Genomic DNA, 11,840 nt, shown 5'->3' with positions numbered 1-11,840 from the left:
CATCTGGTGTCTGGCTCATTTCGCGTCTGCCGCCCCTTTTGGGGGGTTGGCGTTGAGCAGTAGTGCCGGCACCAGATGAGAAGGACCGGACGGCGTGACTTGATAGGAGCGTGGCATCGCCCCGACTGAGAAGTGTCCGCCGCCCGGCCCAACCTCAATACACCCCCTCTTCATGACTGAAGGAGGCAACCACCATGGTTGTTGTTGGAGCCGATGTACACAAGCGCAGCCACACCTTTGTCGCGGTCAACGAGGTTGGACGCAAGCTCGGCGAGAAGACCGTCAAGGCCACCACCGCCGGGCACCACACGGCCATCATGTGGGCGCGCGAGCAGTTCGGCACCGAGCTGATCTGGGGCATCGAGGACTGCCGCAACATGTCCGCGCGCCTGGAACGTGACCTGCTGGGCGCCGGGCAAAAAGTGGTCCGGGTGCCCACCAAGCTGATGGCCCAGACCCGCAAGTCCGCGCGGGTGAGGGGCAAGTCCGATCCGATCGATGCGCTCGCGGTGGCCCGGGCGGTGCTGCGGGAACCCGACCTGCCGGTGGCGTCTCATGACGAGACGTCGCGGGAGTTCAAACTGTTGACCGATCGCCGTGATGTCCTTGTAGCACAACGTACCTCGGCGATCAACCGGTTGCTCTGGCATGCCCATGACCTCGATCCCGAGCGGGCCGCCGCGGTGGGCTCACTCAGTGCCGTCAAGCAGCAGCAGACGCTCATGGCCTGGCTGACGGAGCTGCCGGGTCTGGTCGCCGAAATTGCCCGCGCAGAGCTGACCGACATCATCCGACTCACCAGCGAGATCAACGCCTTAGCCAAGCGTTTGGCGGCCAGCGCGCACCGGTCCGCCCCGGCGCTGCTGGAGATCCCCGGCTGCGCGGAGCTGACTGCGGCCAAGATCGTCGGCGAAGCCGCCGGCGTCACCCGGTTCACCAGTGAGGCGGCGTTCGCCTGTCACGCCGGAGTCGCGCCCATCCCGGCGTGGTCGGGGGCCAGCGCCGGGCAGATGCGGCTCAGCCGCGCCGGTAACCGTCAACTCAACACTGCCCTCCACCGCATCGCCGTCACCCAGATCCGCATGACCGGCAGCGCCGGGCAGATCTACTACCACAAGCTGGTCGATGCCGGGAAAACCAAAGCCGCCGCCCGGCGCTGCGTCAAACGCCGCATCGCCCGCCGCGTCTACCAAGCCCTCCGCCGCGACGCCGGCCACCCCGACCACCAAACCCCCAGTCAGCCGCCACAATCAGCAGCGGCTTGACATAGGAGCTATTGCTCGCCGGAGGAAACTGTCAACGGCTACGGTGTGCGCCATGTCCGGTTATCGTGACCTCTTCGACGTCAGCATCAACGATCCGGCCACTTTCTGGGCCGACGCTGCCAAGGCGATCACCTGGACCCGCGAACCGCGACAAATTCTGGACGACAGCAACCCGCCGTTCTATCGCTGGTTCCCGGACGGCGAACTGAACACCTGCGCCAACACACTCGATCGGCACATCGCCGAACGGGGCGACCAGGCCGCGCTGATCTACGACTCCCCCGTCACCGGCATCAAGCGCACCTACACGTACCGGGAGCTGCGCGATGCCACTGCCCAATTCGCGGGAGCCTTAAGTGATTTGGGAGTCAGCAAGGGCGATCTGGTAGTCGTCTACATGCCCATGGTCCCCGAAGCCGTGATCGCGATGCTGGCTTGCGCACGGCTCGGCGCCGTGCATTCGGTGGTGTTCGGCGGTTTCGCCGCCCACGAACTCGCCGCCCGGATCGACGACGCGCGGCCGGTGGTCGTGGTCAGCGCGTCGTGCGGCATCGAGCCGAGCCGCATCGTCGAATACAAGCCGATGCTCGACGCCGCACTCCAGATCGCCGAACACGAGCCCCGGGCCTGCGTGATCCTGCAGCGCGAACAATGCCCCTGCGAACTGGTTGCCGGCCGTGACCACGACTGGCGGGAGCTGACGGCCGCCGCGACGCCGTCCGACCCGGTGCCCGTGGCGGCCACCGACCCGTTGTACGTGCTGTATACATCGGGCACGACCGGCAAGCCGAAGGGCATCGTGCGCGACAACGGCGGGCACGCGGTGGCCCTGCTGTGGAGCATGCGGCACATCTACGACACGGCACCCGGCGATGTGTACTGGGCGGCTTCGGACGTCGGATGGGTGGTCGGCCACTCCTACATCGTCTACGGTCCACTGCTGCTCGGCGCGACGACCGTGCTCTATGAGGGCAAACCGATCGGCACTCCGGACGCCGGGGCGTTCTGGCGGGTGGCGGCCGAACACAAGGTCAAGGTCCTGTTCACCGCACCGACGGCCATCCGCGCCATCAAGAAAGAAGACCCCGACGGCACGCTGATCGGCAACCACGACCTGTCCGGGCTCAACTACCTGTTCCAGGCCGGCGAGCGGCTCGACCCCGACACCTACCACTGGGCCGCCGATAAACTCGGCGTCCCGGTCATCGACCACTGGTGGCAGACGGAGACCGGCTGGGCGATCGCCGCCGACCCGATGGGCGTGCAGCCCCTGCCGGTCAAACCTGGCTCGGCGACGGTGCCGATGCCGGGGTACGACGTGCAGATCCTGCATTCGGACGGCGCAGTGGCCGAGCCCGGCGAGGAAGGCGCGATCTGCGTCAAACTGCCACTGCCGCCGGGGACCTTACCCACCCTGTGGGGCGACGACCATCGCTACGTGGCGGCTTACCTGTCGGCGTTCACCGGCTACTACCTGACCGGCGACGGCGGCTACCTCGACTCCGACGGCTACCTGTTCGTGATGGGCCGCACCGACGACGTCATCAACGTCGCCGGGCACCGGCTGTCGACCGGATCGATCGAAGCTGTGCTGGCACAGCATCCGGCGGTGGCGGAATGCGCGGTGATCGGCGTGGCCGACGAGATCAAGGGCCAGGTACCGCGGGGATTCGTGGTGCTCAAGTCCGGGGCGTCTGCCGACCGGCTGGCCGAGGATCTGGTTGCTGCGGTGCGCGACAACATCGGCGCGGTGGCCTTTTTCAAGAAGGTCGACGTGGTGGCGGCGTTGCCGAAGACCCGATCGGGCAAGATCCTGCGTAAGACCATGCGCGCCATCGCCGACGGCCGTGACGAGCCGGTGCCGTCGACGATCGAGGACCCCGGGGTGCTGGACGCGCTCATGCCGGTGCTGCGCGGGCAAGACTCCTGACCGTTAGCCAGCGCGGCGGATTGACCGGCGAGCAGACGTAGAGGTCCCCAATTCCTCGGCGTGTCGGGCGCTTTCATGTCTGCTCGGCGTAGGGAATCCTTTATTTTCGTCAGGAGCCGAACTATTGTGAAATGGTCATATGTTGATATTCGTCTGAGCTCGGACGTTTGCTAGCGGTCACCACCGATACGGTCCGGGCACCTAAGGAGTTGAACAACGATGCGCATTATTCACACCCTCGGCAAGGGGTCCTGCACGTGTCACTGCAATTCCTGCGACGGTGGCCACCACTGCGGTAACCCGCCGAACTGCAACGCACGACGCTGACACCATGACAATGGCCTGCTGCCGGTACGCCGGCGGCAGGCCATTTTCGTCTTTCCGTCACCACCGCAATATGCTGCTCCGGTTTCACAGCAACCTCTTAGCCTGCTAACTTCCTCTGAAGGAGCATCCCATGTCGGGGGACTGGATTGGATGCTTGTCGAAACACTCAGGAGTAAACCATCGTGAAGATCACGAATGTCAGTGCTGCGATGGCTGCAGCAGCCGTCACCACCGCGGGGATCATCGGCGCGGCTCCCATCGCTCTCGCTGATGACAGCGCTGTCACCACCACGGCACTAGGCAACCAAGCGAAGCTGGACAACGGCAATGTAATCCAGGGCTGGACGGTCACCGACCTCAAGCCCAGCACCGACACGATCCCCTACCAGGTGCACGGCACCCTGTGGGAGGTCACCGCGACCAACGAGGCCCTCCAGGGCTCGGTCACCCCGATCGTCTCCAACTTCAACACCCGCGCCGCGGATGGCCAGAACTACCGCGCGCTGTTCCAGGTGGCCACCGCGCAGGGCGTGAACCCGGCCACTATCGGCCAGGGCGAGAAGACCTCCGGCAAGGTGTACTTCGACGTCACCGAGGCCGACCCCACCACCGTCGTGTACAACGCCGGTGGCACCGACCTGGCGGTGTGGAACCAGCCTGCGCCCGCCGCGACCGGCGGCGGCAACACCGTCCCGCTGGCGAACCACCCGGCCGAGGCCCCCGCTGCCGCACCGGGGGCAGCCACTCCGGCACCCGCCGCAACGCCTGCGGCCCTACCGGCCGCGGCTCCCGGCGGTGCGGGCAGCCACGCAACCGATCTGCCCGTTGCAGCCGAGGGGGCTGCCCCGACGGGTGCCGGCAACGCCGCGACCGCGGCGGCGGAGGAGGCACCGGCGGCCACCGCAGGTGCACCGGCTGCCGCTGCGGCAACCGAGCCCAACCTTGTCCAGCCGACCACACCTGCTCCGGCCGCCCCGATCAGCAGCAACGGCCCGACGCCCTAACCGCAAGCTTTACGACAGGCGGCCGGGTGCGGGAAACCGCATCCGGCCGTTTTGCTTGTCGCCGCCGCCCTCGTCAGTCCGGCACGATGGACAGCGCGATGCCGTCGAGGATGTCGTGCTCGCTGACCACCAATTCGTCGATGCCCGCGCGCTCGCCGAGAACAGCCGCCAGCTCCTCGACGATGATCGCTCCCCCGCCGATGACATCGGCACGGCCCTGGTGCATCGGACCGAGCGCCAGGCGCTGCGCGGAGGTCATCGCGATCAGCTGATCGCACACGCGCCGTAGATCATCGAATCCGACGCGGGACAGGTGGATTGCCTCGGCGTCATACTCGGGCATGCCCTGCACCAGCGCCGAAAGCGTGGTCATCGTCCCCGCCACCCCTACCCACGTGCGGGCCCCGTCGACCGGAACCACCTGCAGCGCTTGAGCCAAACCGTCCCGGACCACCGCCCGCGCCGCCTCGATCTCGGCCTTGGTGGGCGGATCGGAATGCAGGCACCGTTCCGTCAGCCGGACGCACCCGATGTCGGCCGAGTAGCTGGCTTTTACCTCGTCGGCGCCGAGCACCAGTTCGGTGGACCCGCCGCCGAGGTCGACGACAACGAAAGGTGCACCCGCAGAGTCGAGTTCGCCGACAGCACCCTGGAAGGACAGCTGCGCCTCCTCGGTGCCGGTGATCACCTCGGCGATAGCACCAGGCACCACGGTGCCGAGGATCCGCGAGGTCATGGCGAAGAACTCGTCGCGATTGCCGGCATCCCGCGCGGCGGAGGTGGCTACCATCCGCACCGCCGACACCTTCAGCTCGGACATCAGCGCGGCATAGTCGGTAAGTGCAGATCCGGTGCGCGCCAATGCTTCCGGCGCGAACTGACCGGTCGCATCCACACCCTGACCGAGCCGAACGATACGCATCTCCCGATGCACGTCACGCAGAGTGCCGTCGACGACGTCGGCGACGAGCAGCCGAATCGAGTTGGTGCCACAATCAATCGCGCCGACCCGGTTCACACCCATGTATCACGCTCCAGAATCCCAACCATTCCCGGCTCGATAGCAAGGATCGCCAGTGCCTCGTCGCCGAACGGGTTGACACCCCGGCCCTTCGCCAGCGAATGTGCCATCAGCACGTGCAGACACTTCACGCGGTCAGGCATGCCGCCGCCCGTGAACGTGGTACCCAGCGACGAGATGGCATCGCGCTCAGCCAGATACGACTCGTGCGCACGCCGGTACGCGGTAGCCAAATCCGGGTCCCGCTGCAGACGTTCGGTCATCTCGCGCATCGTGCCCGCCGATTCCAGCCTGCTGGCCGCGGCTGTCAACGCCGGATGAGTCAGGTAGTACAGGGTCGGAAACGGCGTACCGTCGGGCAGTTTGGGCGCGGTCTTGACCACACCGGGCTCACCGTTCGGACAGCGATAAGCGATCTCGAGGACACCTCGTGGCTCACGCCCCAACTGGCGGCCGACAGCCTCGAGGTCGGCAGGCTCAACCACCGGGCACCGTGGGCGGCGGGGCCGGAGGCTCACCGGGTGCTCCCGGCTCACCGGGAGCCGGCGGGGCCGGGGCGATGGTCGGCGAAACCCCGTGCGGCTGATCGGCGATGGTGTGCCACAGCGAGGTGTACCAGGGCTGGCCCGCAGGCGTGGTGGAGCCGGGAGCGATCGGCCCCGGCGAGTTCGGCACCGCGGCCGTGGGCGGCAGCTGCACCTGATACGGCGTATCGCCGGGCATGACGAAGCCGAGTCGCTCACGGGCCTGGGCCGCGATGAAAACCGGGTCCGCCAGCTTGACCTTCTGCTGTTCCAGATCGGCGATCTGCGACCGCAACTGCTCCTCGGTCGCCTTGAGCTGGTTCATTTCTGTGCGCTGCGCGAAATAGGTGCGTACCGGCCCGGCGATGGTCAACGTCAGCACACACACCACCGCAGCCAGGATCGCCGCGCGCCGCGCGGCCGACCCGAATCGCTGCTCGGACTGCAGTTCGGCCTGCTGTTCCGCCTGTACCGCAATCGCTTTGGTGATGGTCTCCTCGGCCACCGGTTCCGGTGCCGGGACGCGTGGTTCCGACGCCCGCCGCCGCGCCTGGCCGGCGCGGGGACGATTCGACCCGCCGTTCTTGCCCGGCCCGGCCGGCCGGGAGGCCGGGGACCGTCGCTTCGGATCAGGTCGTTTCGCTTCGGGCATCGTCTTTAGATCACCACCGCATCAGGCCGGACCTGATTACTTGGCCTCCACAGCGAACCGCGGAAAAGCCAAATCACCGGCGTAGCGGGCGGCATCGCCGAGGAGCTCTTCGATGCGCAGCAGCTGGTTGTACTTGGCCACCCGCTCACTGCGCGCCGGCGCCCCGGTCTTGATCTGGCCACTGCCTACCGCAACCGCGAGATCGGCGATGGTGGTGTCCTCGGTCTCGCCGCTGCGGTGGCTCATCATGGTCCGGTAGCCGCTGTTGTGGGCCAACGCCACGGCATCCAGGGTCTCGGTGAGCGTGCCGATCTGATTGACCTTCACCAGCAGAGCATTGGCGGCACCCTTCTCGATGCCTTCTTCCAGACGCTCGGGATTGGTGACGAAGAGGTCGTCGCCAACGATCTGGACCCGGTCGCCGATCGCGGCGGTGAGCGATACCCAGCCGTCCCAGTCGTTCTCGTCCAGCGGGTCCTCGATCGACACCAGCGGGTAGCTGTCCACCAGCCCGGAGTAGAACTCGGCCATCTGCTCGGCGCTGCGGGTCTCCTTCTCGAAGGCGTATCCCGTTCCAGCGGTGAAGAACTCGGTGGCGGCCACATCCAAGGCCAGGGCCACATCGGTGCCGAGCTTGAAACCGGTGGTCTCGATGGCCGATGAGATCAGGTCCAGCGCGGCCTTGGTGCCGGCCACGTCGGGAGCGAAGCCGCCCTCGTCACCGAGACCGGTGGACAGGCCCTGCTTCTTGAGCACCGCCTTCAGCGAGTGGTAGACCTCAGCGCCCCAGCGCAGCGCCTCCTTGAACGACGGGGCCCCGATCGGGGCCACCATGAACTCCTGGACATCCACGCCGGTGTCGGCATGCGCGCCACCGTTGAGGATGTTCATCATCGGCACCGGCAGGATGTGGGCGTTCGGGCCGCCGAGATAGCGGAACAGCGGCAATCCGGCCGACTCCGCCGCGGCCTTCGAAACCGCAAGTGAGACACCGAGAATCGCATTGGCACCGAGCCGAGACTTGTCAGGGGTGCCATCGAGATCCAGCAAGGCCTGATCGACCAGGCGCTGATCGTCGGCGCCGAGCCCGATCACGGCGGGGGCGATCTCGTCGAGCACCGCCTCGACCGCCTTCTCGACGCCCTTACCGCCGTAGCGGGCAGCACCGTCGCGCAACTCGACCGCCTCGTGCTCGCCGGTAGACGCACCGGAGGGCACCGCGGCCCTCGCAAACGTGCCGTCGGTCAGGGCGACCTCGACCTCGATCGTCGGGTTGCCGCGCGAATCGAGGATCTCGCGGGCTCCAACCTGCTCGATGATGGGCACTGGCTGCTCCTTATTGCGTCGTTATTGCGTCGTGCTTGCTGAGTAAGCCTACGGTTGAGCCTAGAGCCTGACCGGGACCGCGGTGTATCAGAGGGGGTGACCGCTTGCGTACGCGGTCGCCCAGTCACGCACCGTACGGGCGTACTGGTCGGAGTAGTTGTAAGCCCGCAGCGCCTTCATCCAGCCACGGGGCGTGGACAGATTCTTGCCGTTCCAACACAGATAGCCGGCCGCCGACAACGCGGCGTCGTCGAAGTTGTCGGGGCTGACCTTGCCGTCGTTGTTGCCGTCCACCCCGAACAGGCGCCAGGTCTCCGGGATGAACTGCATCGGCCCCATCGCTCGGTCCAATGTGGCGTCGCCGTCGAGCAGCCCGTGATCGGTATCGGCGATGTGCAGATTTCCCGCGGTGCCGTCGAGCCGAACTCCCCGGATCGGAGGCGTGACGTCACCGTTCGGCGCGATCATCGCGCCGCGATAGGTGCCGTGGTGGCTCTCCACCATCCCGATTCCAGCCAGCGTGGTCCAGGCCAGCTTGCAGTTCGGGTTCTCGACTTCGGCCACCCGGGCCGCGTACGCGTAGGCCTCCAGCGCGTTGATCGGTATGCCCAGCTTGGGTGCACGCTCAGCGGCCCACTCGTGCAACTGATCAGCCGGTCGGCCTTTGGCATAAGTGTCGACGGCCGGCACCGGATCACCCGCGGGCGGCGGTACTCCATCCGGGATGGGGATACCGAGCTGCCACGAACAGCTTGAAGCCATCAGCAGGGCCGTCGCCACAATCACTGCGACAGCCCGCAGCCATCGAACCGGCGACACTGGACTCCCTCAACCCCTGCTCTACTCGGCCCCATCGTCCCATGCCCATGAAAGTCAGAGCTTCACCGGTGCGATCGGCAGAGGTGTAACCTCGCTCTGCGCGCCCAGCAAGGTTAGGCATACCTCGGGTACACATAGTCTTCCAATCGATTAGGGGCACAGATGCAGGGCATCTTCGTCGGCACCTTTCTGATCGGACTGCGGGAAGGCCTGGAAGCAACGCTGATCGTCAGTATCGTTGCCGCTTTCCTGAAACGTAACGGCAGGTCGACACGCCCCATGCTGGCCGGCGTCGCCGTCGCCGTCGCGATCAGTATCGGCGTAGGCGTCGGGCTGAATCTCTTGTCAGAAAGCCTGCCGCAACGCCAGCAGGAGATGCTCGAGACGGTCATCGGCGTGATCGCCGTGGTGTTCGTGACCACCATGATCATCTGGATGAACCGCAACGCCTTCAAGATGAAGGGCGAACTGGAGCGGGAGGCACAACAGGCGATCAATACCGGCGGATCGCTCGCGTTGGCGCTCATGGCGTTCCTGGCAGTACTCAAGGAAGGGTTTGAAACCGCGGTCTTCCTGCTGGCGGCGGCCCAGGCCTCGGGTGAAAGCCGTTGGTGGGCTCTGCTCGGCGCCACCGTGGGCATTGGCGTAGCGATCGCCATCGGTGTCGGGATCTACTACGGCGGGCTAAAGCTGAACCTGGCCCGGTTCTTCCGCCTCACCGGTGTCTTCCTGGTCTTGATCGCGGCAGGCCTTGTGCTCACCAGCCTCCGCACCGCGCACGAGGCCGGCTGGGTGACGATCGGCCAACAACGGGTTTTCGACTTTTCCTCGTGGATGCCCGCCCGGTCCGTGCTGGGCGCGCTGATCACCGGGATGTTCGGCATACCCACCGACCCGCGTCTCATCGAAGTCCTCGGCTGGGTGCTCTACGCCGTGCCCGTACTGATCATCTTCCTATGGCCACCGCGGCTCGCGGCCGAGCCGCACGCGCGTCGCCGGCTGCTGCTGGCAACCGCGGGCGCGCTGGGAGCCGCCGCTGCCGCGCTGGCGATCTTCGTCCCCTCTGCAGGTGAGCTGCCCGGGCCGACCCGCACCGCCACGGGAGCCGACGGACACAGCGTGCCCGTAACGCTGCGGGCCGACGGCGAAGCCCGATCGCTCACCGTCGGCGACGGCGCGCAAGTCAAGCTCGAAGCTGCGGGCCAGCAGACCGTCGACGGTCTGACCGTCGACGTATGGCAAGCCAAGGTGCCCGCCGACCCGGGCCTGAAGTCCACCACCGTCACCCTGGATGAGCTGGCCCATCTGACCGGCGGACGACTGCCGGTGGGATTGGCTGCCGCCCGGACACCGGGACCGTTCCAGGTTCAGTGGGCCGCGACCACGGCCTACAACGTGTTCTCCCACGGCGAGGCATTGGTACACGCCCAAGCGACCAACTCCCGTATCGCCACACTGCACGGTGGCGGCCTCCCATCGGTCAAAACGGTCAGCGTCGGAGCTCCGCCCGGCGGATGGGCGACCGCCGGCAACGAAGATCAGTCCGTCGCGACGCAGATCGCACAGGCCGGCCAGGCGCGCGCCGAACGAATGTTGTGGAAGGCCTGGCTGCCGGCAGTGCTCGCAATCGGAGCCGTTGTCAGCGCCTTCTCGGGATTTCGTAGCACCCGCACTCCCAGTGGAAACGAAAGGAAACAACGGAATCATGGTGAAGAAACTCAGCGAGACCACGCTGCCACGTCCTAACGGCTGGCTGGCAACGCCGGTTCTGGTCGCCGCCATCGCGGTCGCCGCAACGGCATGCAGTTCGGGCGGCGACACCAATTCCACCGGGAGTTCGGCCGCGCCGACCACCGGGGCCAATGGTGGTGTTGCCACGGTCAACATCACGATGGCCAACGAGGGCGGCAAAGACACCTGCACGGTCGACAACGGCAGCGTCGCCGCCGGGCCCGTGACGTTCAACGTGACCAACAAGGACGCGGCGGGCATCAGCGAAGTCGAGCTGATCAAGGAGCAGCGCATCCTCGGCGAGAAGGAGAACCTCGCTCCCGGTCTGGATCCGGTGTCCTTCACCGTCACGCTCGACGGCGGCAAGTACCAGCTGTACTGCCCCGGCGCCGGGACGGAGTTCGTCGACTTCACCGTCACCGGACAGGCAGCGCCCACCCCGACCGGCTCCACCCAGACCATTCTCAATGACGGCACCAAGGAGTACGCGGCCTACATCGTGGGCCAGATCAACCAGCTCAACGATGCGGTCAAACAGCTGGACGCGGCCGTTCAGTCAGGCAATGTCGAGGCAGCCAAGGTCGCATACGCCAAGGCCCGGCCGTACTACGAGCGCTCCGAGTCGAGTGTCGAGGGCTTCGTGCTTCCCGGCTTCTCAGTCGACGACAACGCCGGCAACCTCGACTATCTCATCGACATGCGCGAGTCGACCCCGGTCGATGAGAAGGTGGGCTGGAAGGGCTTCCACGCCATCGAGCGGGACCTGTGGGGCGCCGGCATCACTCCCCAGACCAAGGCGCTGAGCACCGAGCTGGTCGCTAACGTCGGCAAGCTCGACGGGGTCGTCAAGAACCTGCAGTACAAGCCCGAGGACCTCGCCAACGGCGCGGCCGATCTGCTCGAAGAGGTGCAGAACACCAAGATCACCGGTGAGGAAGAGCAGTTCAGCCACATCGACCTGGTGGACTTCGCCGGCAACGTCGAAGGCGCACAGCAGGCGTACGCCTCGCTGCGGCCGGGTCTGGAGAAGATCGATCCCACCCTCGTCGCGCAGATCGACCAACAGTTCCAGGCCGTACAGACCGCGCTCGACGCCTACCGCGACCCCTCGGCGCCGGGCGGGTTCATGCTGTGGACCCCGCAGCTGCAAGCCGCCGATGCTCCTAAACTGACAGCTGTGATCCAACCGCTGCACGACAGCCTGTCCACTGTCGCTCAGAAGGTCGCGACGGCCGGCTGAC

At 66.5% G+C, this 11,840-nt stretch carries 9 protein-coding genes and 1 pseudogene; 5 read left to right on the top strand and 5 right to left on the bottom strand.

Features of this window, described 5'->3' with window-relative positions; all coding sequences use genetic code 11:
* Positions 1–194 precede the first annotated feature (194 nt).
* The 3 genes and pseudogenes from B133_RS0100800 to B133_RS0100790 all read left to right on the top strand — a co-directional run.
* Positions 195–1,262 (top strand): annotated as a pseudogene (locus tag B133_RS0100800) (IS110 family transposase); the annotation flags it as partial.
* A gap of 4 nt (positions 1,263–1,266) precedes the next feature.
* Positions 1,267–3,195 (top strand): propionyl-CoA synthetase, encoded by a 1,929-nt coding sequence (locus B133_RS0100795; RefSeq protein ID WP_081618263.1) that lies wholly within the window; start codon positions 1,267–1,269, stop codon positions 3,193–3,195.
* 509 nt (positions 3,196–3,704) lie between these two features.
* Positions 3,705–4,526, top strand: a complete 822-nt coding sequence (locus B133_RS0100790; RefSeq protein ID WP_018598802.1) for an MPT63 family protein — start codon at positions 3,705–3,707, stop codon at positions 4,524–4,526.
* A gap of 73 nt (positions 4,527–4,599) precedes the next feature.
* Here B133_RS0100790 and B133_RS0100785 read toward each other — a convergent pair whose 3' ends face one another.
* From B133_RS0100785 to B133_RS0100765, 5 genes are all read right to left on the bottom strand, one after another.
* On the bottom strand, positions 4,600–5,550 hold the full coding sequence (locus B133_RS0100785) for a Ppx/GppA phosphatase family protein (protein WP_018598801.1): 951 nt from the start codon (positions 5,548–5,550) through the stop codon (positions 4,600–4,602).
* The gene (locus tag B133_RS0100780; RefSeq protein WP_018598800.1) at positions 5,541–6,032 is read right to left on the bottom strand and encodes a DUF501 domain-containing protein; all 492 of its coding nucleotides are present in this window, start codon (positions 6,030–6,032) and stop codon (positions 5,541–5,543) included. The genes B133_RS0100785 and B133_RS0100780 overlap by 10 nt, the downstream gene beginning before the upstream one ends.
* A complete protein-coding gene (locus tag B133_RS0100775) occupies positions 6,025–6,723 on the bottom strand; it encodes a septum formation initiator family protein (RefSeq protein WP_026255813.1) in 699 nt (232 codons plus the stop codon). Before B133_RS0100775 ends, B133_RS0100780 begins: the two co-directional genes overlap by 8 nt.
* 36 nt (positions 6,724–6,759) lie before the next feature.
* Positions 6,760–8,049, bottom strand: coding sequence for a phosphopyruvate hydratase (gene eno, locus B133_RS0100770; RefSeq protein WP_018598798.1), 1,290 nt, complete (start codon positions 8,047–8,049; stop codon positions 6,760–6,762).
* A gap of 87 nt (positions 8,050–8,136) precedes the next feature.
* The gene (locus tag B133_RS0100765; protein ID WP_026255812.1) at positions 8,137–8,868 is read right to left on the bottom strand and encodes a lytic transglycosylase domain-containing protein; all 732 of its coding nucleotides are present in this window, start codon (positions 8,866–8,868) and stop codon (positions 8,137–8,139) included.
* Between the two features lie 162 nt (positions 8,869–9,030).
* Here B133_RS0100765 and efeU point away from each other — a divergent pair, with 162 nt between their 5' ends.
* Both efeU and efeO read left to right on the top strand, forming a co-directional pair.
* Positions 9,031–10,614 (top strand): iron uptake transporter permease EfeU, encoded by a 1,584-nt coding sequence (efeU, locus tag B133_RS0100760; RefSeq protein WP_018598796.1) that lies wholly within the window; start codon positions 9,031–9,033, stop codon positions 10,612–10,614.
* Entirely contained in the window at positions 10,574–11,839 is a 1,266-nt protein-coding gene (gene efeO / locus B133_RS0100755; RefSeq protein WP_018598795.1) for an iron uptake system protein EfeO, read from the top strand. The genes efeU and efeO overlap by 41 nt, the downstream gene beginning before the upstream one ends.
* The last annotated feature ends 1 nt before the right edge of the window (position 11,840 follow it).

This window comes from Mycobacterium sp. 155 (assembly GCF_000373905.1).
Classification (GTDB): Bacteria; Actinomycetota; Actinomycetes; order Mycobacteriales; family Mycobacteriaceae; genus Mycobacterium.
The sequence above is the reverse complement of the archived record's forward strand: the minus strand, read 5'-3'. Positions and strand labels throughout refer to the sequence as shown.